The 23185-nt window shown below is 40.4% G+C and carries 17 protein-coding genes and 1 tRNA gene; 10 read left to right on the forward strand and 8 right to left on the reverse strand.

Annotated elements, in window-relative coordinates; translation table 11 throughout:
- Positions 1-14 precede the first annotated feature (14 nt).
- On the forward strand, positions 15-3440 hold the full coding sequence (locus J4N24_RS20130) for a lamin tail domain-containing protein (RefSeq protein WP_207535527.1): 3426 nt from the start codon (positions 15-17) through the stop codon (positions 3438-3440).
- Positions 3441-3534: 94 nt separating this feature from the next.
- Here J4N24_RS20130 and J4N24_RS20135 read toward each other — a convergent pair.
- A tRNA-Asn gene (locus J4N24_RS20135) sits at positions 3535-3608 on the reverse strand.
- A gap of 305 nt (positions 3609-3913) precedes the next feature.
- On the opposite strand from J4N24_RS20135, the gene J4N24_RS20140 reads away from it, so the two are divergent.
- The 3 genes from J4N24_RS20140 to J4N24_RS20150 all read left to right on the forward strand — a co-directional run bounded on the left by J4N24_RS20140 (position 3914) and on the right by J4N24_RS20150 (position 6593).
- On the forward strand, positions 3914-4273 hold the full coding sequence (locus tag J4N24_RS20140; protein ID WP_207535528.1) for a hypothetical protein: 360 nt from the start codon (positions 3914-3916) through the stop codon (positions 4271-4273).
- Positions 4274-4525: 252 nt separating this feature from the next.
- Positions 4526-5248 carry a YebC/PmpR family DNA-binding transcriptional regulator gene (locus J4N24_RS20145; RefSeq protein ID WP_207535529.1) on the forward strand — a complete coding sequence of 241 codons (723 nt, stop codon included), beginning with the start codon at positions 4526-4528 and terminating at the stop codon, positions 5246-5248.
- A gap of 73 nt (positions 5249-5321) precedes the next feature.
- Entirely contained in the window at positions 5322-6593 is a 1272-nt protein-coding gene (locus tag J4N24_RS20150; RefSeq protein WP_207535530.1) for a hypothetical protein, read from the forward strand.
- 87 nt (positions 6594-6680) lie between these two features.
- Here J4N24_RS20150 and trhO read toward each other — a convergent pair whose 3' ends face one another.
- From trhO to J4N24_RS20170, 4 genes are all read right to left on the reverse strand, one after another.
- Positions 6681-7661 carry an oxygen-dependent tRNA uridine(34) hydroxylase TrhO gene (gene trhO, locus J4N24_RS20155; RefSeq protein ID WP_207535531.1) on the reverse strand — a complete coding sequence of 327 codons (981 nt, stop codon included), beginning with the start codon at positions 7659-7661 and terminating at the stop codon, positions 6681-6683.
- 142 nt (positions 7662-7803) lie between these two features.
- Positions 7804-8988: an iron-containing alcohol dehydrogenase gene (locus J4N24_RS20160; protein ID WP_207535532.1), complete on the reverse strand. Its 1185-nt coding sequence runs from the start codon at positions 8986-8988 to the stop codon at positions 7804-7806.
- Positions 8989-9207: 219 nt separating this feature from the next.
- Positions 9208-10455: a porin gene (locus J4N24_RS20165; RefSeq protein WP_207535533.1), complete on the reverse strand. Its 1248-nt coding sequence runs from the start codon at positions 10453-10455 to the stop codon at positions 9208-9210.
- A 284-nt stretch (positions 10456-10739) separates the two neighbouring features.
- Entirely contained in the window at positions 10740-13151 is a 2412-nt protein-coding gene (locus J4N24_RS20170) for a DUF5686 and carboxypeptidase regulatory-like domain-containing protein (RefSeq protein ID WP_207535534.1), read from the reverse strand.
- Positions 13152-13389: 238 nt separating this feature from the next.
- On the opposite strand from J4N24_RS20170, the gene pheS reads away from it, so the two are divergent.
- From pheS to J4N24_RS20185, 3 genes are read left to right on the forward strand one after another with little or no spacing between them, the layout of a single operon-like run.
- Positions 13390-14424, forward strand: coding sequence for a phenylalanine--tRNA ligase subunit alpha (gene pheS / locus J4N24_RS20175; RefSeq protein ID WP_207535535.1), 1035 nt, complete (start codon positions 13390-13392; stop codon positions 14422-14424).
- A 21-nt stretch (positions 14425-14445) separates the two neighbouring features.
- On the forward strand, positions 14446-14886 hold the full coding sequence (locus J4N24_RS20180) for a Rieske (2Fe-2S) protein (protein WP_207535536.1): 441 nt from the start codon (positions 14446-14448) through the stop codon (positions 14884-14886).
- A 2-nt stretch (positions 14887-14888) separates the two neighbouring features.
- Entirely contained in the window at positions 14889-15464 is a 576-nt protein-coding gene (locus tag J4N24_RS20185; protein ID WP_207535537.1) for a TetR/AcrR family transcriptional regulator, read from the forward strand.
- A gap of 27 nt (positions 15465-15491) precedes the next feature.
- Here the strand turns inward: J4N24_RS20185 and purN are convergent, their stop codons facing one another.
- Positions 15492-16073: a phosphoribosylglycinamide formyltransferase gene (gene purN, locus J4N24_RS20190; RefSeq protein WP_207535564.1), complete on the reverse strand. Its 582-nt coding sequence runs from the start codon at positions 16071-16073 to the stop codon at positions 15492-15494.
- A 143-nt stretch (positions 16074-16216) separates the two neighbouring features.
- Here purN and J4N24_RS20195 point away from each other — a divergent pair, with 143 nt between their 5' ends.
- Positions 16217-16777 (forward strand): type 1 glutamine amidotransferase domain-containing protein, encoded by a 561-nt coding sequence (locus J4N24_RS20195; protein ID WP_207535538.1) that lies wholly within the window; start codon positions 16217-16219, stop codon positions 16775-16777.
- 62 nt (positions 16778-16839) lie between these two features.
- On the opposite strand, the gene J4N24_RS20200 is transcribed toward J4N24_RS20195, so the two are convergent.
- Both J4N24_RS20200 and J4N24_RS20205 read right to left on the reverse strand, forming a co-directional pair.
- Complete coding sequence (locus J4N24_RS20200) at positions 16840-18015, reverse strand: zinc-dependent alcohol dehydrogenase (protein ID WP_207535539.1); 1176 nt, start codon at positions 18013-18015, stop codon at positions 16840-16842.
- Between the two features lie 53 nt (positions 18016-18068).
- Entirely contained in the window at positions 18069-18818 is a 750-nt protein-coding gene (locus J4N24_RS20205) for an SRPBCC family protein (protein WP_207535540.1), read from the reverse strand.
- Between the two features lie 254 nt (positions 18819-19072).
- Between J4N24_RS20205 and J4N24_RS20210 the strand changes: the two genes are divergently transcribed.
- Both J4N24_RS20210 and J4N24_RS20215 read left to right on the forward strand, forming a co-directional pair.
- A complete protein-coding gene (locus tag J4N24_RS20210) occupies positions 19073-21112 on the forward strand; it encodes a TonB-dependent receptor (RefSeq protein WP_207535541.1) in 2040 nt (679 codons plus the stop codon).
- 167 nt (positions 21113-21279) lie between these two features.
- Positions 21280-23154 carry a PAS domain-containing sensor histidine kinase gene (locus tag J4N24_RS20215; protein WP_207535542.1) on the forward strand — a complete coding sequence of 625 codons (1875 nt, stop codon included), beginning with the start codon at positions 21280-21282 and terminating at the stop codon, positions 23152-23154.
- The last annotated feature ends 31 nt before the right edge of the window (positions 23155-23185 follow it).

Raw genomic sequence — 23185 nt, forward strand, 5'->3', positions numbered from 1 at the left:
AAAATTCCGCAAAGATGAGAAAATGTTTAGTCTTTTCCCTGATCTTTTTTGCGAAATTTGCCTTATCACAAGTGAATGACAATTTTGATGATGGAAATTTCGTCAGTAATCCGGCCTGGACAGGGAGCAATTCAAGTAATGATTTTTCGGTAATTAATAACCAATTAAGATCAAATTCAACAGCGGCCAACAGCAGTTTTTATCTAAGTACTGTCAATACCCTCGCGACTGCCTGTACATGGGAGTTCTATTGTAATCTCCAGTTTGCCACGTCCGGGTCTAACTATGTAGATATATACTTAATTTCAGACCAGCGAAATTTGCTGTCCGCTGCTATTAATGGCTATTTTGTTCGTATAGGAAATACCAGCGATGATATTTGCCTTTACAAGCGCAGTGGGGCAAGTAGTACCATTACTAAGATTATTGACGGAATTGACGGAAGTGTTAATAGTAGCACTAACAATCGGATCAAGGTAAAGGTAACGCGGTCAGCTGCTGGTGTTTTTACCCTTGAACGCGATATTAATAATTCGGCAGGTACTTACATTACGGAAGGGTCTGTCGCTGATATTAATTTTTTGACCTCTGCTTTCTTTGGATTTCTGGTCCAGCAATCCACCTCTTCATTCTTTCAGAAGCATTTTTTTGACGACGTGGTAGTCCGGCCACTAATAACGGATAATACTCCGCCGGACATATTATCAGCTAAAGTCCTTTCAAAGCAATCAATAGAAATAGTGTTCGATGAGGAGGTCGAGGATGGTACAGCTAAAATACCAGCTAATTATTTTCTAAACAATAATGTTGGATCACCTGCTTCTATAACTTCTGGTGTTATTCCCAACAGTTATATTCTGACATTTTCTAAAGACCTGATTACTGCAAATTACACCCTTTGCGTGTCTAACGTTGCCGACCGGTCAGGTAATACTATAGTTGCAAATACTCCGGTTAATTTTCAATTTCTTGCACCTTATACTGCAAAAAAAGGAGATGTGCTATTCAGCGAGATCTTTGCAGATCCATCACCTCAGGTTGAGTTGCCAACAGTTGAGTTTGTTGAAATTCGAAATGTTTCTGATCAAACTATTTCTTTACAGAATTGGAAATTTTATGATCCTACGGCCATAGCTACACTTCCTCTTATAGTTTTAGAGCCTGATGATTATCTGATAATGTGCGCTAAAGCTGATACCAGCGAGTTGAAAAAGTTCGGAAGGGTTCTGGGTGTTTCTCCCTGGCCCTCATTAAATAACACTGGTGATTTTATTGGTCTAAAAAATGAAAAGGGTGCTTCAATAGACTCTGTAGAGTATAGGGATGATTGGTTTAAAGATGCTGAAAAGAAAGGTGGAGGTTGGACACTTGAGCTTATTGATCCAAAAGCGGTGTGCAGGGGGACTCAAAACTGGACTGCAAGTACAGACATAAGTGGCGGTACCCCGGGTAGAAAGAATTCGGTGAAAGACCTGGATACTGCACCAATAGCATTGAAAGGAGCTACTGTATTAGATAGCGTTACCATTCGTTTAAGCTTTAATCGACCCGTTGATAGTCTTTCAGCCTCTGTTTTCCGCAATTATGTTTTAAATAAATCACTTGGAACTCTTATCAGGGTAAGGCCTGTTTCCCCAGGGTTTGTTGATGTGGATCTGATTTACGATCAGGAAATTCCGTATGGCAGCAAGTATGAGATTGTGGCGAAAAACATCACCGACTGTGCAGGGACAATTATTCAGTCAACTAGTAATACGGCAGTTTTTGATTATGCTGCACCTTACGTTGCTGCAAAGAGAGATGTAGTGATTAACGAAATTTTTGCAGATCCTTCTCCCCAGCTAGGTCTTCCTCCAATGGAGTTCCTTGAGCTATTTAACACGACCACGACCCCTATCTCCCTTCACAATTGGAAGGTTGCCGACCATGCATCTTCAGGAACTCTGCCACTTCTATCTATTCAACCCGGCGAATATCTGATTCTCTGTGCTAAAGCAGACACTGCCGAATTTAAACAATACGGAAGGGTTATAGGGATCTCGCCCTGGCCAAGTCTTAATAATTCAGGCGATCTGCTAAAGCTGATAAGCAATAAAGGAATTGTTATTGATTCGGTAGATTACAAGGATAGCTGGTATAAGGACTCTGAAAAGAAGTCGGGTGGATGGACATTAGAGCAAATGTATTTAAACGCCAGCTGTAAAGGGATTCAAAATTGGGCAGCAAGTATAGATGTGAGTGGAGGTACCCCTGGTAAGTTAAACTCTGTAAGTATGTTACCTCTTCCTCAAGAAGTATTATCAGTAAAGGAAGCCGTGTTAATAGATAGTATCACCCTCAGAATTGGTTTTAATCGTAGTGTTGACAGTCTCTTTGCCTCCTTCCCTGAAAATTTTGCTATTAACAATGGAATGGGAAAACCAATTTCCGCGAGAGCAATGGCGCCCGGTTTTATGGATGTTGAACTGCAATTTGATAAAAATATAGGTAGGGGGAAAGTTTATACTGTTACAGTGTCTCACGTCACCGACTGTTCGGGAACTCTCATAAAAGATGGAAATAATTCTATGTCTTTTACCTGCCCCGACAGGTCAGGAAAAGAGGAAATATTGATTAGTGAAATTCTTTTTAATCCAAGACGGGAAGGGGTTGATTTTGTGGAGATTTACAATAATTCAGAGAAGGAATTTGATTTAAAAGACCTGGCGATTGCGACAGTAAAGGGAGGGGCTGATAGCCTTGTCAGTATTAAGCGTCTCTCCACAACGCAAGTGTTGTTTAAGCCACATAGCTATCTGGCTTTAACAATAGATCCGGAAAACATAAAGAAAGAATACGCTTCAGCAAATTCGGAAGCTTTATATAAAATGTCATCAATGCCGGCCTTCAATGACGATGCGGGAACTGTGGTTATAGTTTCAAATGGAGTTAGAGCTGATCAGTTTTCATACTCTGAGAAAATGCATTTTCCTTTAATAAAGGATGCCGAAGGCGTGTCATTGGAAAGAGTTAGTTTTAGCAGAGCATCCACCGAACCAGGGAATTTCAGGTCTGCAGCCTCTTCGGCCGGATTTGCTACTCCTGGGTATAAGAACTCTCAGGCTTTTGAAGCTTTTTCCGGAGATGAGGAAGTTTCTTTGGTATCTAAAACCTTTTCGCCAGACAATGACGGATTTGAAGATGCATTAACTCTTCTTTATCATTTTGGTCAAAATGGGTTAGTTGCTAACGCCTCAGTTTATAATGATAAAGGTGTATTGATCCGTAAGCTTTACAGGAATGTAACTTTGTCAACAGAAGGGGCACTGGTATGGGACGGAATGGATGATCATGCTGCTCGCGCCTCTGTCGGTATCTATGTGTTGTATCTTGAGGTGTTCGATTTGAATGGAAAGGTAAAGAAATACAGAAATAGTTGTGTGCTTGCAGCAAGGCTTTGAAAGAGTTAGACTCTAAGGTCTTCAGTTACGGTCTATATTTCAGCCAGTCTAGCCTTTAAACTAAAAAAGCCAACTTTTTCAAAGTTGGCTTTTGCTCCTGAAGCTGGGCTCGAACCAGCGACCCTCTGATTAACAGTCAGATGCTCTAACCTGCTGAGCTATTCAGGAGTATTTTATAATTGGGATTTCTCCCGCCTTATTATGGCGCAATATTCGGGATTTTGATTCAATTTTCAAATATTAATAATGTTCTGCAGGATGCATTTTAAGGAACTTCCTCATTCTCCGATAATTAATTTTTCCTTTAGGAGTAATATCTTCCCTAAGTTCCTGCATTTGCTCATCTTTTTATTACCGGAACATCATATATTGCATAAAAATTATCACGATGATCCTACATGAGTACGAGATGCAGCCATATTGAAGAATAATGGGTACTCATAATTGATTCAGGTGTAGTAACAATTATCGCAATGAAAAAAAGTTTTACCGTTCTGATGTTGCTTGGCGCTTTGGGGATGAAGTCCAATGCTCAAACTCGTATCGACGCCAGCGAAATTAGTAAGCATCTTAATGATTCTGTAACTACTTCTCAGAAAATTTCTGGAGGAAGAGTGCTTGAACGCGCCCATATTACACTCCTGTATCTTGGAGGAATTTTTCCTGAACATCTTTTTACGGTTGTTATTAAAGAACCGGCCCGCTCTCTTTTTAAGATCAAATCTCCCGAAGATTTAAAGGGAAAGGATGCAAAAATTACAGGGAGGGTTACTGAATATGGAGGGCGACCTCAGATTGCGGTTACAGATTTAAGGCAGCTGAAAATAGAATAAAAAAGCCCTGCGTTCATGAGGAACATCAGGGCAACCTAAACCTTATCACAATTTGTTATTATAACGCTATTCCCCGCCAGATGTTTCAAGAAATTTAGTTTTAAACGCCTTTTATCTAATCTATTGTTTTGATGCATTTTACTCTGGTAAGTTCTTTTAGTATCCGAAAAAACTTATCCCTTGTCTTTCCTTTTAATTGTTAATTTTGCCCCTCTATTTCAATTTTTTGGACAATAAATTTTAAGATATACAATGGGAAGAGCATTTGAATTCCGTAAAGAAAGAAAATTTAAACGCTGGGCCAAAATGGCTGTGCAATTTACTCGTTTAGGAAAAGAAATTGCCATGGCTGTTAAAGCTGGAGGACCAAACCCGGATGGCAACTCTCGATTGAAAACTGCAATTCAAAATGCTAAGGCGGTTAATATGCCTAAAGACAGGGTGGAAGCAGCGATAAAAAGGGCATCAAGTAAAGATTCCTCTGATTACGAAGAAATTGTTTATGAAGGCTATGCTCCCCATGGTGTGGCTGTCTTAATTGAAACTGCAACTGATAATACAAACCGTACAGTAGCTAACGTTCGCAGTTATTTCAACAAAGTGGGTGGTGCTCTTGGAAAAACCGGGTCATTAGACTTTATCTTTCAGCGTAAGGCCGTTTTTCGTTTCCTGCCTGGTGAGTTGGACCTTGAAGAACTCGAGTTGGAGTTGATCGACGCGGGGTTGGAAGACCTTTTTGTGGAGGATGATGAGGAAGGAAATGACATTGCTGTAATTCACACCTCTTTCGAAGATTTTGGAAAGATGCAGAAAACGCTGGAAGAAAAGGGCATTGAAGTGAAAAGTGCAAAGTTGGAAAGGATAACACTTTCAACTGCGGAGGTGAATGAGGAGCAGGCTGCAGACGTATTAAAACTGATAGACAAATTGGAAGAAGACGATGACGTGCAGGCAGTATATCATAATATGGCCTAATCAGTTTCTTTAAAAAATTGGATCGCAATTTGTTTTTATTCATTTAGCCCCTTGATCCCCAAAGAAAATATAAATGACTTTTGAAGAGTTTTTTGTTAAGAAGAAAATTGATCTTGATGCATTATCAAAGGCAGATCCGGAGCTTTTTGCAGAGTTCAGGAGTCATTATAATCAGATGGGGGAAAAAAGCTTTGATCATACAAAAAAGTTCTGGTTTAATAAATTAAGGAGACTGTATCATCTTGTTACTCCTGAGAAGGCGGTTACTCAGCTTGAAACTAAAATAGCATCTCAGGCAGAGCCCTTAAGTTCTCCAACAATAGAGCAGAAGCCTGTTTCGACTGACGGACCTATTGAGCCAACCAAAGCTTCTCCTAAGCCCGCTTTCAGGGCAAGAAATATACCGGCAGCGAAAGCCGAAGAGAAAAAAGACGAGTCTTCACTAAATGAAAGCACGGAGAGCCAGGTAACTCCAGTAAAGAAACCGGGCTTTAAACCAAGAAATATTAGTCCAGCTGCTCAGAACTCTGAGGACGCCAAAAGCCTGGAAAGCAGGCCTGGTAAGACTGAAGTATCAGATACTCCCATCGTTAATTCTGAAGGAAATGAAGATATAGTTTCGCAACAGGCTTACAAGCCCAAGTTTAAAATGCGAAATATACCCAGGAATCCAGGCGGTGAAGCTGAACAAACAGGAGACTCAACTGAGGAAAAGCTAATCCCGGAATCGAACAACAACCTTGGGGATGAGCCAAAGTCCGCCGAATCTTCAAAACAGGCGTATAAGCCTAAATTTAATCTTAAGAATATAGCGAAGGGAAGAGCTGAGGGCGATGAAACTGTTGCTGGAGAGGAGAAAGTTGATATCCTTCCAAAGGAAGATACTGTTAAACCATCTGAGCCTGTTGAGAAGCCAGCATACAAGCCTCGCTTTAATATGAAGAACCTTCCGAAGGCTAAACCTGAGGAGGATGTAGTTCAAGAGCCGGAGAAAAGTCTAATAGAAGAAGTTCCTGATCAAAAAGTGGGAAGTGGGGATAATGAAATTAAAGGTGATGAATCAGGTAAAGATGAATCTGTGGAGTCTGTTGCAAAGCCCGCTTACAAGCCTCGCTTCAACATGAAGAACCTTCCCAAGGCCAAATCGGAGGAAAATGTGGTTCAAGAGCCAGAGAAAAATTCAGTACAAGAAGTGCCGGTTCAAAAAGTGGCAAGTGAGACTGCTGAAGATAAACGAGATGAATCAATTGCAAATGAATCGGAGGTGCCCGTGGCGAAACCCGCTTACAAACCTCGCTTCAATATGAAAAATGTAAAGCCGAAACCACCAGGAGAAACAGAGTAGATTTCTTCAGTTGGCGATTGAAGAGTATATTGATAAGAGAAAGGTGTCTTAGGTATTGCATTGCAAATACTAAGACACCTTTCTTTATTATGTCATTACCGGTTTAAGACCTTCAATAAATTCCGACCGGCCTTTCTTATTTAAATTCACCTGCTGCGGCACTTTCACGTAGTACCCTGTTCCATCATATGGGCGTTTACGAGGGTGAGCCTTGCAAGCATCAGAGCAACATCCATCCAGCTTGGTACCGCAATCATCACACTGCGTAAAATGTTCATTGCATTCAGGATTGGCACAGTTGATCATTTTAGCAGTAATAGTACCACAATTATAACATTTAGAGATAACTACTGGATTAACACTATTCACCTCTACTGCAACACGGTTGTCAAATACATAACATTTACCATCAAAGTCTTGACCACCTACTTCTTTTCCGTATTTAATAATTCCGCCATGCAGTTGATAAACCTCAGGAAAGCCTTCATGAAGCAGTAAAGCGGAAGCTTTTTCACATTTAATACCGCCTGTACAGTAAGTAAGGATCTTCTTGTCTTTGTACTGTTCCAATTCCTTAATTTTCTCAGGAAACTCCCGGAAGTTATCGATATCAAGCGTTACCGCGTTTTTAAACCTACCTATCGAGTGTTCATAGTTTGAACGCACATCAAGAATAACTACATCTTCACGGTCTTTCATTTCCAGAAAGTCCTTTGGTTCTAAATGAACACCAGTTTTTTTGGTTGGATCGATAATGTGTGGATCCCGCAAGCCCGAATGAACAATTTCAGCTTTGTAACGACAATGCATTTTGATAAAAGAAGGTTCATCTACTTCGTCGATCTTAAACTCTGTAGCATTAAACCGACCGTCAGCATAAACGGCATTCATATAAGCCGTGCAAGCCTCAGGTGTACCAGAAACAGTTCCATTCAAGCCTTCGTCCGCTACTATTATTCTTCCGACAAGTCCTAAGGAATTACAAAAATTGAGGTGGTCAGCGGCAAATTGTTCCGCGTTTTCTATTGTACTATAACAATAGTAGAGTAATGTTTGATATTTCGCCATAGTTCATTAATACTGCTGCAAACAGCGTGAAATGCGGAGTAAAGATACGGGTTTACAGGGATTTGTAAAATGGCTGATTCAAATGAAAAAAGCCCGCATTTCTGCAGGCCCTTCGCTTTATATGAGTATTTGGGTTGAATCTTCAGGCAATGGTTGCATTTGTTTGTAATATACCCTTATAAGCATTCATATAGATTGCCTTAATATCATCTACAGCCACCTCCCTGGGGTTGCCTCCTGTGCAGACATCCGCCATTGCCTGATGAGAAAGTTTTTCTATATCAGCAGGGTTAAAACTTGTTTCTGATAGTTTTGGTATATTAAGCTTCTCAGCCATTTTAGCAAGCGCGTCAATTGCTTCAAATCTTGCTTCATCTGCTGGTAACCCGGTTACATCTCTCCCTAATGCGGCTGCTATTTTTTTGAATTTTTCAGAACATGCCTGCGAGTTATATTCCTCAACGTAGGGTAGGAGGATAGAATTAGCCACACCATGAGGAAGGTTATATTCTGAACCCAGCTGGTGAGCCATAGAGTGAACGATACCTAATCCACAATTGGAAAATGAAAGTCCTGCTATATAGGAAGCCCAGGTCATTTTAGATCTTGCTTCCAGATTTGTTCCATCTGCCACGGCTTCTTCAAGGGATTCGCCAATTAACTTTATGGCTTCCAAAGCAAGCGTATCAGACAAACGGAAGGCCCCTTTGGTAATGTATGCTTCGATCGCGTGAGTAAGAGCATCCATTCCGGTAGCGGCTGTAAGGGAAGCTGGTTTCTTTATCATTAACTCAGGATCATTTACTGCAACACTTGCCAGGCAGTTGGGGTCTACCATTACCATTTTTATCTTTCTTAATTCGTCTGTAATCACATAATTAATTGTCACTTCAGACGCTGTTCCTGCTGTAGTGTTGACCGCGATGATCGGAACAGATTTATATTGGGATTTTCCAATTCCTTCGTAATCTACAATATTGCCTCCGTTCGTCTGTAGAATTCCAATAGCTTTTGCAGCGTCTTGAGGAGATCCCCCTCCAACAGAAATAAGCCCATCGCAATTCTCATCCTTGAAGACACGCAAGCCGTCAGTGACATTTTTACAAGTAGGATTAGGTTCTACCTCATCAAATACAACAAAATCTATTTCAGAAGCTTTCAAAACAGCTGTTACTAAATCTACCACACCTATCGAGCGTAGTACTTTATCCGTTACCAGTAAAAGCTTGGTAAGACCAAGTTTCTTAACTTCAATAGCGACTTCTTTTACTGCTCCGGGGCCAATCAAATTAATTGCAGGCCAATAAATTCTTCTAAATCCTTCCATAAAATAAGATTTGTTTATTGATGCAGGAGCAAATTAATATTGCTCCATTTGCTGCAAAGTTAGTTTTAGGCTCCCTTGAAAAAATGACTAAGCTTACTGGTTCGGGTGACGCTGGTTAAGGGGGTAGGTGAGCTAGGTAAGGTTGGTGGAAGATATCTGACATCCTTAAAACAACAAGGCCTTCCAGAATAACTGAAAGGCCTTGTTGTTTAAGTATATTTAAAAGTTGAGCTGGGCTTGTATCCTTAAAAGATTACCTTTTTGCCAATTAAACGGTTTTGCTGCATCTTCGAACTTTCTTTTGGTAAGGGTATATTCTGTTACCAGTTCAAAATTCTTATGTGGTTGCCATTCTAAACCTAACTCAAGTTCTCTAACATTATAGCTTCGTGCATCTAACTCGTGTTTTTTACCACCATTATAGTAGTGGTATCTTGTAAAAGGAATCAGGATCTGGCCCCCCGCTTTAGTAAGGTAAGAAGCAGTTACATAACCACCTTCAAGATGTCTCTGTGCAATTTCTCCTTTTCCGTTTGCTCCGTTGCTTACAAACTCAGGCCCCGTTCCCCAGTTGTACTCTGCCTGAATACCAAATGGTTGAGGGTAAAGAACAAAAGTTGCAGCTACCCGTTGATCGGTATATTCATTTTTCGTTTTTGAAACAACTCCTGATGTTAAACTTGTTAACACATATTTTCCGGTATATGCCTGAATTCCCGGCTCTATAATTTGCTTTTTCCCAATCTTGATTGGATAAGTTAAACGCGATACGATGTGCGGAGTATTATTAGCTTCGGGCTTATTCGCTGTTTGACCGTTATAGGCTCCAAAGGCGAAAACGCCATAATCACCACTTCCCTTCAATCCCGAACTTACTAATGTGGCGAATAGATGTCTGATCTCTTTTGGTGCCCAGTAAAAGAACACTCCAAGGTCACGTTCGTTTGCAACTGCACTATTTACTCCGTCATTCCTATCCAAAGGAAGACGATTTTGACTTGACTGCATATTTTCAAACCCGAAAGGAATTTTACTTTGCCCTACACGAAAACGAAATTCATTATCATTGTCAATTCCCAAATCAACGTACGCATCTCTCAATTGGCCAAAATGTAAATTATCAGAGGATGCAGATGAGGCGAAGTCGGGTTGTACGTAAAAATAGACTTTCTTATGGACCTGACCCGAGAAGATTACACGAACTCGTCGAAGGAAGAATCCTCCGTTAGAGCCAATAGAGCGGTCCCCTTGTTCGTTTCTTACCTGACCATTCGTTTCCAATAAGCGGTTGTAGCGAGCTTGGACGTATCCACGTATGCTTATCTTTTGATACCATTCTGATTTCTTTTCCTCTGTGGATGGTTTCACAGGTTCTTTCTTAACGGTGTCCTGTGTCGATTGCGCCCAGGTGGTAGCTGTCGTAATTGAGAGAAAAGCAATGGTAAGAGTTTGAATTAAAGTCTTCATTTTCTTTGAAATTGAGGCGAAAATAGTACTTGTATTAACTCTGCTTAAATTTAGAGTTAAGCATAATGCTGATTTAATTAAATGGTTATACAGTGTTAACATGAACTTAACATTGCTCTCTTAATGTTAATTTTATGTTAACCGCCGCATTCTAAATCAAACCTAATTCGTCAAAAATTCCTCCATGAATTTTTAAAAGTAAATATTTAATAGAAAAATAATATTAAGATGCGTTGAGAGGTAATTATGCCGAAAGATCAGCTGTGGACTATTTAAAACCTGTACTAGAATCCATAGAACAAGCGGAAAGCCTTTTGAATAGGGCGTCCCGGCACCCATGACCATCCGTAATCGAACCTAAATATAAGACGTTGTATACCAATGTATACTTCTTTATAATCTTTCAGAGGCTGTGTTAAATAAGCTCCACCAACAATTTCCTCAAGGTTCAATCGCCTGATGAGAGGTACTTTCTTCAGTACAGCGCCTGCGAAATTATGTTCGTAGTGGGCTTCAAAGTAGCTATTGTTGGTAGCATAGGAGTAGTAGTCCAGAAAGTGGAAATTTGGAAAAAGAGGATTATAGACTGCGGTTTGATTTCCCGTGAAGTGCCGGAGATCAGGGAAGAAAAGGGACTTCGAAGAGAAGAATTTTCCGGCCGACATATAGAATGAGCTGTAACCCATTAATCCTGTTTTTAACTTATCCTGGTAAAGGTCTATCGATCCGAAGTCGTAGTCAACCGCCGAATTTATTACACCTTTAATGCCTTTCCTATAAGTAAGTTTTAAGGTAGGATACCGGGCAGGTTCGTAAATTTTTCCGTCTGGCCGTCTCGTATAATGCTGGCCATAGGTATATGAGAGCTTGGTTTCCAAGCTGAAGGCATTGTTCACCGGAAATAGATTGTCTCCAGGGAACAGGCGATTGAAATCAGCGAAACTAGAATCATTAGCACTATTTCTGATAGGAAACCTCTTTGCCATTTCTACCCCTCCGGTAACCATCAGCCCATCTGTTATTTCTCGTTGTGCACTTAAGGATAAAAAATTTGATTTATACTGTCTTAAATAGTTTTTCCCCTCAAAGAGGGAGGTAAGAGAGTTGTAAAATAAATTAACTGTTCCCCTGTTATTTAAATCCAGAAAATCACTTCCGCCTTTAATAGTAAAGCTTTCATGCATCAGTGTATCAGTACGATAAGTAAGCTCGGCGTTTAGATTTAATAATTTATTGTTAGAACTATAGCGTGCGTTGGGCTCAAACTCCAGTGATCGCTTGAAGTTGAACTGCTTCGTATATCTAACTTTCACGTCAGCTCCCCAACCCTCAGTAGTGTTATAAAATAAGGTTCTGTTTAAAGGGTAAAAATACCAGGAACTCCTGTTGCTGAAGTTGTTTAATGTATAGCCGGTAAAAGCATATCTAACCGGATTAAATTTGTTTCGTACCCTCTGGATAGAATCAACATAAGCCTTCGAGCGTTGTAACTCCTCTAAGCTGTCCTTCACCGCGTAGTTCCAGTCTTCTTCTTCACTCAGAGGGATCGGACGGTTCTCCTCCCACCATTCGGTGTCTTTTTTGTTCACGTCGTTTGGCATATGAAGGATTTCGTCTGTGAACAAGTCTTCCCGAAAAGCAGGATTCGTAACATAATTACTGTATAGTCCGGTAAAGTAACCCGAAAACCCGAATCCAAGAACCCGGCCGCTAAACTTAAAAGTTATATCTGATGGCAGCCAGTATTCATTGTCTACTAAGCGAAACTGCTGACTGATCCTTAAGGTGTCAACAAAGTTAATGCGTGCATCGCGGGTAAGGAAGAGGTCAATGCTATAGATCCTCCAGGTGCCACCAACAAGGTATAAATATCCCCTGAATGCCGGGTCATACTTATGCTTTGGAGAAATTTGAATTTTGTGTATTTCTTTTCCGTTAATATTGCTCGTTCCGAGTAGCTTGAAATTATAATAGTTAAACGCAAAGTCTGCTACGGGCGAAACAAAACTTTGATTTCCCCATGCTTTCCACTGAATCAGGTTTTGGTACAGATTCACCTGAAGGTCGAGAGCCCTGTTAAAAGAAAACCCTTCCCGGTCTCCGGCTACCTTAGAGGCAAGCATTTCTTCTTTTACATGAGGGTAATTGAAGTAGAATTTAGACTTTGTTTCCGACTGATAAATAATTCCTCTCCGGTTTGAGTCTAAGTTTAAAGTCTGTTTGACATCTTGTCCTAGTAATCGTTTAGGTGCATCTACAAGTTTTTGCACCCCCTTCGTATAAACTTCACAGCTGTAAGAGGGCGTTTGTCGCAAATATTTACGGTTAGCCATTACTTTTTTGATCATTGCATAAGAGGGGTCTTCCTGTTTACCGATCACTACTTCCTTCAACTCGTAAACGTCAGGTTTTAGAATAATATCTACAGTATCCGATCGGGTTAAATAGACTTCCCGTTCAGCTTCTTTATAACCAACATATCTGAATAACAACGTATGGTGACCGGTATCAATTTTGAGAGAGTATCTGCCTGCATCATTAGCCATAGAGCTAACGCTTGTTCCTTTAAGGTAAATAGAAGCAAAAGGGATAGCATTACCTTTAATATCAGTTATTGTCCCGCAAATTTCAAAGGTGTCCTGAGAATAAGCTGATGAAGAGATAAATAGAAAAAAGACAATAAAGTACCGGAGCATTGGAGCTAAATAAGCTTTAAATAAAAAATTACCTTAATATGTTTTTAATATAATATAAAGTATAACGTTTTATACGTAGAATTTATTGAAAGTGGTTAAATAAAAGTACTTTAATCGCATTAATTGTGAATTTAATAGTATTAGGGCTAATGCATACTAATTAGGTAACTAAGCCTTTTCTTTTTTAGAATATTTAACGCTTCTTCATTGATATTTTAAAATTTATCTTTGCAGCCGTATGCAGGAAAAAATCAACCAATATACTTCGGAAATAAGTGCCTTTGAACCAAAGTCAGTAGATGAACTTGAAGCTTTTCGCATCAGGTTCCTGGGAACAAAAGGGATTATTAAAGATCTTTTCGATGAGTTCAAAACAGTTACTCCAGAAGAAAAAAGGCTTTTGGGGAAGGTTTTGAATGAATTCAAGAAGCTCGCCGAAGAAAAACACCAGTCATTTAAAGAGCAGTTCGAATCGGGCATTCATTCGGGCGAAGCGAAGCAGGATTTAAGCTTGCCTGGTGAAGGTTTTGAAGTGGGATCACGTCATCCGCTTTCCCTTGTAAGAAAGGAGATCATTGAAATTTTCAAAAAACTAGGCTTTAACGTTGCTGAAGGACCAGAGATTGAAGATGACTGGCATAACTTCTCCGCGCTGAACTTTCCAGAAGAACATCCGGCAAGAGATATGCAGGATACCTTTTTTATTAAAAAAGATGCCGGTAATGGTGATATAGCGCTGCGTACACATACATCATCAGTACAGGTGAGGATGATGGAGAATGGCCAACCGCCATTTAGAGCAATAATGCCAGGACGGGTTTACAGAAACGAAGCTATTTCTGCAAGGGCTCATTGCTTTTTTCACCAGGTAGAGGGCTTATATGTTGATGAGAACGTCTCTTTTGCTGATCTGAAGCAAACGCTTTTTTATTTTGTACAGGAACTGTATGGCGAGGGAACTAAAGTTCGCTTCAGACCATCCTATTTCCCATTTACAGAGCCTTCAGCAGAGATGGATGTTTCATGTTCAATCTGTAAAGGTGCCGGATGCCAGATGTGTAAGCACACTGGATGGGTAGAGATCCTGGGTTGTGGTATGGTAGACCCTAATGTGCTTGAAAATTGCGGAATTGATAGTAAAAAATATACAGGATATGCGTTTGGTATGGGTATTGAACGTATTACTAACCTGAAGTATCAAATAAAGGATCTTCGTTTGTTTTCAGAGAACGATGTACGGTTTTTGAAACAGTTTCAAAGCGAATTGATTTAGGTTCAGGTTAGAGCAATAGCGATGAAAGGACATACATCAAAGATTACAATTCAAGGCCTGATAAGGCTCATTGCTATTGTCCTTGTTTCTAGTATTTTTCTCGCATGCGGAAAGGATTCGCTTGGTATCCCTGATGTTCCTGTAGATTATCGGATCTCAGTACAAGAGTTTAATATAAGAAATAAGAACGGGATTCTTGTTGTGAGCGGGCATGGCGTAGCGGGATTGATCATAACAAAAAATAGTGGTGCCTACCTGGCATTCGATCGCTGCAGTACGGTAAACCCTGAGTCCCGTTGTCCTGTAAATCCTGAAGAAAGCGGACTTACTGCAATAGATACCTGCAGTGGCGGTGTCTTTTCACTATATGACGGTGCTCCCGTTAAAAGTCCTGCAAAGAAGAACCTTCGACAGTACTCCGTCTATATTACTGGCGGTTCCTTAATTCAGGTTAGCAATTAAGTATGGAGACAGATAAGATAAGAGAAGAAATTATCCGTTCTGCACAGGATCTTTTCCGTAAATATGGCTATCATAAAACCAGTGTTAACGAAATTGCAAAGAGGGCCAAAATTGCGAAAGCTACTATTTACAAGTATTTTGAGAGTAAGGAAGTATTACTGCATACCATCCTTATGGACTATCTCCGCATAAGTGTGAATGAGATTATTGAAAATACTAACGAGGAAACTAATAAGTCTGCCTACATAAGTAATCTTATTCTTAAAACGAGCAGGCTTTCTTATGCTGTTTGTAACGAATTTATAGGTTGGGATTTTATCAGGGAGAACACGAACTCTCAGGAATTTTTGAAGACTCTATCTGATGATCTTGAAAAGTTACTTATAGGTTCATTTCTTGAAACGCATATGTTTCAGCAAGAGGAAAATAGTATAGAGAAATTGAACTTCTTAATCAAAGCAAGTAAAAGCATTGTCTTTTCCTTTGCTTTTACATCCGTCAGCGATTCTGACGTAAGGAAGAACTTTGTAAGCTTTCATAAGGAAATTTTGCCTTATTTGGTAAAAGCTGCAATTTGAAACCTCCTTAAATAATCAAAAAAACGACTAAAAACTCTTCATTTTTTTCAGCAGGCTTTCCACTACTTTTGGGAAATGAGTATGCTCCAGCTGTTGTCCTTTAAACTTGATCATCTCCAGGTCATCACCTTTTTCAATTTTGAATCTTGATTGGTGGATAATTTCTCCTTCATCAAAGTGTTCGTTCACAAAGTGAATGGTAATACCAGATTCTTCCTCTCCATTTGCTAATACGGCCTTATGAACGTTATCACCATACATTCCCTTTCCACCATATTTAGGAAGCAGGGCAGGATGAATATTAATGATCTTATTAGGAAAGGCCTTTAAAAGATTTTCCGGAACAAGCCATAAAAAGCCTGCTAATACAATGATATCTATTTCAAGGCTTTTCAATAAATTCACTACAGAATTGGTCTTATAGAACTCGTACCTGTCAAAAACGTGAGTCGGAATTTCAAAATTATCAGCACGTTGCAGCACGTAAGCATCCGGGTTATTTGTAAGTACAATAGCCACTTCAGCCTCATTGTGCTTTTTAAAATGTTCCATTATTTTTTGAGCATTAGAGCCCGATCCTGACGCGAAGATTGCTATGCGTTTTTTGATATCCATAATTCAGCGGTGAGCAAAGATATGTTGTAAACAGTTGTTAATATCGAATTAAAATTGAAAAAAACAAATAGAATTTGCCTCTGTAGATACTAAAAGCTTAAAAAAGAGCTACCTAGAAGAAAACTAAATTTTGAATTATGCCAAGACTAAGTAACAGAAGGATTGCAATTTTAACAGAGACCGGTTTCGAGGAAGTAGAATTGACAAGTCCGCTTCAAGCCTTGCAGGAGGCTGGTGCGACTGTTCAGGTGGTATCGCCACAACAAAGTACAGTGAGAGGAATGAAAGATCATGAATGGTCGATTGAGGTTCCCGTCGACTTGAATATTGCTCATGCAAATCCGGATGATTTCGATGGTTTACTTCTTCCTGGCGGTGTTTTTAATCCCGACCAGTTAAGACAAAATCAGCAGGCAATAGATTTTATCAAGGCTTTTTTTAAGACAGGAAAGCCCGTAGCTGCAATCTGTCATGGCCCTCAATCTTTGATCACTGCCGAAGTTGTAAAGGGCAGGCGTTTAACTTCTTTCCCCTCTATTGCTGTCGATTTGATAAATGCAGGAGCAGAATGGTCAGATGCCGAAGTGGTAGTAGATCAGGGACTGGTAACCAGTCGCAACCCTGGAGATCTTCCCGCTTTCAACAAAAAAATGGTAGAGGAATTTGCTGAAGGAGTGCACGCGGGTCAACACGTCTGAAATAAAATAATAGATAATAGGAAAGCCGCCTCGAACTAAGCGGCTTTCCTAACTCTTTTATTTTACATGTTAGGCAGAAACACTGCTCTCATGCAATTATCCGTTTTATCATTGAACATTCCATAGGCTTCGGGCCCGGCTTCCAGTGGCATTGGGTGTGTTAAAAGAAAAGAGGGATCAATTTTATCCTGAAGGATCAGATCGATCAGCATTTGAACATAGTGTTGACCGTGCATTTGACCACCCCTCATAGTTAAACCCTTATTCATCATTACCCCCATGGGGAATTTGTCTATCAGGCCCGCGTAAACACCCACAACAGAGATAGTTCCTCCTTTTCGGCAAGCCATTATTGCTTGTCGCAAAACTGCAGGCCTGTCTGATTCGAGCCTTAGTTTCTGTTTAGCCTTATCATAAATCTGCTCTATCCCGGTAGTTCTTGCTTCCATACCTACGGCATCTATACACACGTCGGGGCCTCTGCCGCCTGTAGCTTCCTTCAACGCGTCCAAGATATCTGTACTTGTATAATCCAGTGTTTCTGCTTTCGAAAACTTTGCTGCAGCTTGTAGCCGATAATCGAAGCTGTCTATCGCAATTACTTTTTCGGCACCCATTAAATAGGCTGTTTGAATTGCCATTTGTCCAACTCCTCCTGCTCCCCATACCGCTACAACATCACCTGGCTTTATATTTCCCATTTCTGCAGCCATATAACCCGTAGGCATAGCATCAGAAATAAAAACAGCCTTTTCATCAGGCACTTCCTCCGGGACCACAAAAGCACCGTTATCAGCAAAAGGTACCCTGATATACTGCGCGTGACTTCCGGCATAGCCGCCAAATAGGTGTGAGTAGCCAAATATGCCAGCAGTTGAATAATTGTAGGCCTTTTCCTGCATAATAGCATGGGGATTGCTATTATCACACAAAGACCAGGACCCACTACTACAGTAATGACACTCCCCGCAACCAATCACGGATACTACAACCACACGGTCACCCTTTTTAAGTTTCCTTACATCTTTACCTGTTTCAACCACCTCGCCCATGAACTCGTGGCCAATAATATCTCCTTCACGCATAGAGGGTACAAATCCATTATAGAGATGAAGGTCAGAGCCGCAAACAGAGCTCATTGATACTTTTATAATGGCATCACGGGAGTTTAGGATAGTAGGATCTGGTACAGTTTCTACTCTGAGATCTTTAACTCCGTTCCAACAAAGAGCTTTCATATTTTTTGAGTTTCAAAAAGGTTGATAATTTTTTCCATTCGCCGTGCCGATACTTACTTTCTTCCTGAAGGTTGTCCGGTGGTTGTTGGTACTTCGCCAGCTTCAATATATTGCTTAAAGTTCCTTACATCTTCGCGAATAATGTTTTCTGCTACAGGATTGAAAAGCTTAGCGATACCTGTGGCAATACCACCTACGGGAGCATGATAACTGAATACTACCTGCACCTCTGTACCCCGACCGCCAGGCGCATCTTTAAACTCCACCTTCCCGGCATTTTCTATTACCGAACCTTCTAGCGCACTCCATCCGATAAATTCATTTTCACGTTCTTTGACTATCTGAGCGTCCCAGCTTACTGATGGTAAGTATGAGCCAAACTTTGCCTTCCAGTGTGAATGTTTTTCATCAGTCTGCGTTACTGATTCCAGGTGACGCATAAATAGAGGCAGGTTTTCCAGTTTGCGCCAGAATTGGTAAACCTCCTCCCGTGGTTTGTTAACAGTAAAATATTGTTTTATGTTGATATTCTGTGGCCTCACTCCATCAGTCCCTGTTCGTTCGTAAATTGGGCAGTGACCACTTGCTCCTCTGGCAAATAACACACTACCAGCAACTAGTTTAGAAGCTGCCGCTACGGGATGTCCTACCAGGCTTTTGATACCACTATAGATCAGGAAAGTTCCTGCAATTACAGAAAAGATACGCTCAGGTGTATTTACATTTATAACCTGAGGATCAGTCATCATACCAGTATGATCTTTACCAGTGTTGCGGTACATATCAGGATAAATTATAGCCATGTTTTTTAGGTTTTTTGTCAATGTTTAATTCGTTCTTTCTCAGCAATAAAAACACGCATTGTCTTTATCTCTGTCCGAGTTTCTGGTCAGGCGTGTTTTTATTATCAACGCCCAGCTTATTATTGAGTTTAACTTATTTTTAAATTCCAGACAATCTGCGGGAAATACTGTTATGGTTAAGAATGAATAGAAATTGTCATTTAAGCACCTACTTGGAGATAATCTAATACATATACTTGTTGACGGAATTATAAATGAAAAAAGCCATCCTCTTTATCCTTGCATTGATTTTTCACAATTCGTATGGTCAGCACCTCAGAGACAGTTCGTCATTAAAGGAAGTGCATGTAAAAGCTTATTTTACAGAGCAGCCTTTGTTGAAAGTTCCTTCTTCTATAAGTGTTATTCCTGGTACCGCCCTTCAGGATCAGAATCCCTTTTCTCTGGTACCTTCGGTAAACACTATGCCAGGAGTCAGGATGGAAGAACGTTCCCCGGGCAGCTACAGGTTCTCAATCAGGGGTAGTTTGTTGCGGTCTCCATTTGGTGTAAGAAATGTGAAAGTTTACCTTGATGATTTTATCCTGACGGATGCTTCAGGCAACTCTTATCTGAACCTGATCGATCCGCGAGCAGCTTCTTCTATAGAAGTGATAAAGGGTCCTGAGGGAAGTATTTATGGTCCAAATACTGGTGGCGTGATTTTGGTTCGCCCATTTGTGGGGGAAGACAGTCTCTATATTAATGCATCCCTGGGGGCTGGATCATACAACACCCTTAATCAGCATTTATCCTTTTACAAACAAAACCGGAAGTTTAGGATAGGAATCCATGAGGGCTTCCTTAGGTCTGATGGGTATCGACAACAGAGCCGTTCAGAACGTAAGTACATTCATTTAACACCCGAATGGAATTATTCTCCTGTATCAAAATTAAAGAGTCTCTTGCTTTTTTCCGATCTGCGCTATCAAACTCCCGGAGGTTTAACCCTTTCACAGTTTGACAATAGTCCGGATAGTGCGCGGAGACAGGCAATAGTTCAAAAAGCGAATGTAGCTAATAAAACGTGGCTTGCAGGACTAGCACATGAATTGCAAATTAGTCCAAGGTTAAAACATGTTGTATCCCTTACTGCTTCCGGAACAGACTTTGAAAATCCTGCTATTGCAAATTATGAAATAAGAGATGAGAGTTCTCTTGGACTAAGGACTTACCTTGAGTTTGATAGTAAGCAGTTCATTTTCCCTTTTAGCTTTCAGTTAGGCTTTGAGGGTCAGCAGACAAAAATGCTGAAGGAAAACTTTGCAAATGAGACAGGTATGAAAGGAGTGCAACAGCAGGGAGCTGACCTCAAAGCCCAGCAGCGCTTTTCATTTGCTCATTTTTCAGCAACTTTATCGAAACAATTATCAATTGAGTCAGGATTAAGCATTAATCACTACCGTTATAATTATGGCTCACTTTTTCCTGAAAGATCAGCAGTATTGAGGCGCAGTTTTCAAGATGAACTAATGCCACGTTTTGCAATTTTGTACAGGCCGGTTTTTTCTCTTAGTTTCAGAGCTTCTCTCAGTCGCGGTTTTTCTCCACCCTCCTTAGAAGAGGTAAATCCCTCCGGAACGGCAATCAATACAGTTATCCAGGCAGAAAAAGGTTGGTCACGGGAGTTGGGTTTCCGGCTGTCTCTCCTTAACAACCGGGTTTACTGGGATGCCGTGTATTTTAATTATAGGCTTAATGATGCCATCGTAAGAGGAATTAATCCCAACGATACAGATTATTACGTTAATGCTGGTAAAACCGATCAACAAGGATTAGAATCCGAATTGTCTGTTCAACTACTGCCTTTCAGCCAAACCAGGGTGGTAAGGTCAATACAATTTAAAAATAGCCTGACACTTAATCATTTCCGCTTTAAGGAGTATATTTTCAACCGTAACGGCCTCAAGGATTATTCCGGAAATGAGTTAACTGGAGTTCCGTCAAAAACGATTGTATCCTCTGTTAAGGTCAGTTTTCCCTCCAGTATCTCGTTTTTTGTTCAACATAGCTATACTTCCGAAATACCTTTAAACGATGCTAATACAGCTTACGCCGCTACTTATAACCTAATTAGTGCTCGTCTTTCCCTGAAATCCGTAAGCAGAAAATATCCAATAGGTTTGTACGCCGGTGCTGATAATCTGCTTAATCAGAACTATAGTCTGGGGAACGATCTTAATGCAGCTGGTGATCGTTTCTATAATGCTGCTCCTAAAAGGAATTATTATTTTGGTTTAACCTATAACTACTAATACCCGGCTTTCGGTTTGGTAACTAAGAATGATCTATTCTTTGTAAATGAAATTATAGGATGAATTTTTTTGTATAGAAAGAAATTATTTTTCTCTATTTAATTGGATAGGTTATATTTAACGGTTCGATTGATGAGTTTTTCGTAAAGCTTCCTGCGGGATAAAAAATGGAGAAAATAAACTTAAACCAGTCTGTTTTTCAGAATCTTCTGGAGAATATGCCGGGCATGCTATATAGATGCGAATTTGAGTCGGGTCGACCAGTTTTGTACGCAAGTAAAGGCAGTTATGATTTAACAGGGTATTTTCCTGAAGAGTTAATACAGGCAAAGGTAGGATTGGGAAGTCTGATTCTTCCTGAAGACAAGATATGGCTTTGGGAACTTTTTACGCAGCAGTTGGGAAAAAATGAAGATTGCAGTTGCGAGTACAGGATCATCACAAAAGCCGGCAGGCAAAAGTGGGTTAGAGAAACAGCAACAGGAATCTTTAATAGTGATGGCATATTACTCTATCTGGAGGGATATATTGTAGATATTTCAGATAAAAAGGAGCATCAACAGATCATGTCGTCGCTTGAAACGCATGTTACTGCCATGGATACGAGTGAGCGAAGGCTTAAAGCATTGCTGAAAGTAATTCCAGATTCCTTGCTTCGAATTAATACAGCTACAGAAAAGTGTTTCCTTTATTCCCAAGACGGAGGTATGAGCGATTATAGAAATCCTGATCTTGAAGGTCCGCTTTCCGCCCTCTTTCCACAGGAAATTTATGAGGCCTTACTGGCTCTGGCCAGGCGAAGTATACTATCTGGCCGGATGGTAACTCATGAATATCAGCTTCGGGAAGGACTTGATGAGTGGTATTACGAGGCTCGCATGATGAAAAGTGGAGAAAAGGAAGTTATGGCGATCATAAGGAACATTTCAGCTACTGTTTTTGCTCAAAAGGAAAAGATTAAGGCCTGGGAGGCCCTTAGCAGACGGGAAGATCATTTCAAAGCCATTGCTGAGAGCTCGCCAGTGCTGATCGTGGAAGTAGACAGACAACTGAAGATTAAATACATTAATACCCTGGTCGCACGAAAACCCGAAGAAGTTATTGGTCAATCTGTTTTCTTTTTTACTGACGCGAATTATACGGAGATTTTTAAAGAGAAGCTGGAGCTCTGTTTTCAAACTGGTGAAAAACAGCGTCTGGAGGTTGTGGCTCAAGGGGCATTTACCCAGGAAGAATGGTACGATATAAACGTTGGACCAGTTAAAGACCGCGTTGGTAACATTGAGAGCCTTGTACTTCTTGCTCAGAATATTACCCATATTAAGACGAGTGAAAAGGAGCGAGAGCAACTGCTAAAGGAACTGAATCATCGATACAATGAATTGATGCAGTTTAATTATGTGGTATCACACAACCTGCGTGCTCCGGTAGCAAATATTCTTGGCATCTCTTATCTGCTCGAAAATGGCCTTCCTCAGGAAGAAACAAAAGAGGTATTGTCTAATTTGGGTAAATCGGCAGAGGCAATTGATGACCTGATAAGAGACCTCAATGATATCTTAGCGGTAAGATCTCCGCTGAACGAGAAGAAGGAACTTGTATACCTGCAGGATGTTATTCAAGGTATTTCACATGACCTCCAATCGCAGATAAAACAATCGCAGGCTTCGATCTCAACTGACTTTACGGAGGCAAATGAGTTGGTAAGTATTAAGAGCTATGTTCAAAGTATTCTTCATCATCTGATATCAAACGCAATTAAATATAAGCATCCGGAAAGAAAACCTGCGATCTTAATCAAAGCTTACCGGGAGGAGGAATCCACGTACATCGAGGTTAGTGATAACGGAATGGGAATAGACCTTAAGCTTTACAAACATCAGATCTTCGGACTCTATAAGCGCTTTACTAATGTAGTTGAGGGTAAAGGACTGGGTCTTCATATGGTAAGATCTCAGGTTGAATCTATGGGAGGGAGTATTTCATTAGAAAGTGAACTGGGATCCGGCACAGTATTTAAAATCAGATTAAACAATATTTAACAAACCTCAACCGAGCTTTTTCTATCTTTGC

The organism is Desertivirga arenae (assembly GCF_017355785.1).
Lineage (GTDB): Bacteria > Bacteroidota > Bacteroidia > Sphingobacteriales > Sphingobacteriaceae > Desertivirga > Desertivirga arenae.

What these genes read in the sequence shown, in the direction of transcription:
- J4N24_RS20130 (WP_207535527.1), top strand. Translation starts at nt 15, where the DNA reads ATGAGAAAATGTTTAGTCTTTTCCCTGATCTTTTTTGCGAAATTTGCC.
- J4N24_RS20140 (WP_207535528.1), top strand. Translation starts at nt 3,914, where the DNA reads ATGAAAAAAAGTTTTACCGTTCTGATGTTGCTTGGCGCTTTGGGGATG.
- J4N24_RS20145 (WP_207535529.1), top strand. Translation starts at nt 4,526, where the DNA reads ATGGGAAGAGCATTTGAATTCCGTAAAGAAAGAAAATTTAAACGCTGG.
- J4N24_RS20150 (WP_207535530.1), top strand. Translation starts at nt 5,322, where the DNA reads ATGACTTTTGAAGAGTTTTTTGTTAAGAAGAAAATTGATCTTGATGCA.
- trhO (WP_207535531.1), bottom strand. Translation starts at nt 7,661, where the DNA reads ATGGCGAAATATCAAACATTACTCTACTATTGTTATAGTACAATAGAA.
- J4N24_RS20160 (WP_207535532.1), bottom strand. Translation starts at nt 8,988, where the DNA reads ATGGAAGGATTTAGAAGAATTTATTGGCCTGCAATTAATTTGATTGGC.
- J4N24_RS20165 (WP_207535533.1), bottom strand. Translation starts at nt 10,455, where the DNA reads ATGAAGACTTTAATTCAAACTCTTACCATTGCTTTTCTCTCAATTACG.
- J4N24_RS20170 (WP_207535534.1), bottom strand. Translation starts at nt 13,151, where the DNA reads ATGCTCCGGTACTTTATTGTCTTTTTTCTATTTATCTCTTCATCAGCT.
- pheS (WP_207535535.1), top strand. Translation starts at nt 13,390, where the DNA reads ATGCAGGAAAAAATCAACCAATATACTTCGGAAATAAGTGCCTTTGAA.
- J4N24_RS20180 (WP_207535536.1), top strand. Translation starts at nt 14,446, where the DNA reads ATGAAAGGACATACATCAAAGATTACAATTCAAGGCCTGATAAGGCTC.
- J4N24_RS20185 (WP_207535537.1), top strand. Translation starts at nt 14,889, where the DNA reads ATGGAGACAGATAAGATAAGAGAAGAAATTATCCGTTCTGCACAGGAT.
- J4N24_RS20195 (WP_207535538.1), top strand. Translation starts at nt 16,217, where the DNA reads ATGCCAAGACTAAGTAACAGAAGGATTGCAATTTTAACAGAGACCGGT.
- J4N24_RS20200 (WP_207535539.1), bottom strand. Translation starts at nt 18,015, where the DNA reads ATGAAAGCTCTTTGTTGGAACGGAGTTAAAGATCTCAGAGTAGAAACT.
- J4N24_RS20205 (WP_207535540.1), bottom strand. Translation starts at nt 18,818, where the DNA reads ATGGCTATAATTTATCCTGATATGTACCGCAACACTGGTAAAGATCAT.
- J4N24_RS20210 (WP_207535541.1), top strand. Translation starts at nt 19,073, where the DNA reads ATGAAAAAAGCCATCCTCTTTATCCTTGCATTGATTTTTCACAATTCG.
- J4N24_RS20215 (WP_207535542.1), top strand. Translation starts at nt 21,280, where the DNA reads ATGGAGAAAATAAACTTAAACCAGTCTGTTTTTCAGAATCTTCTGGAG.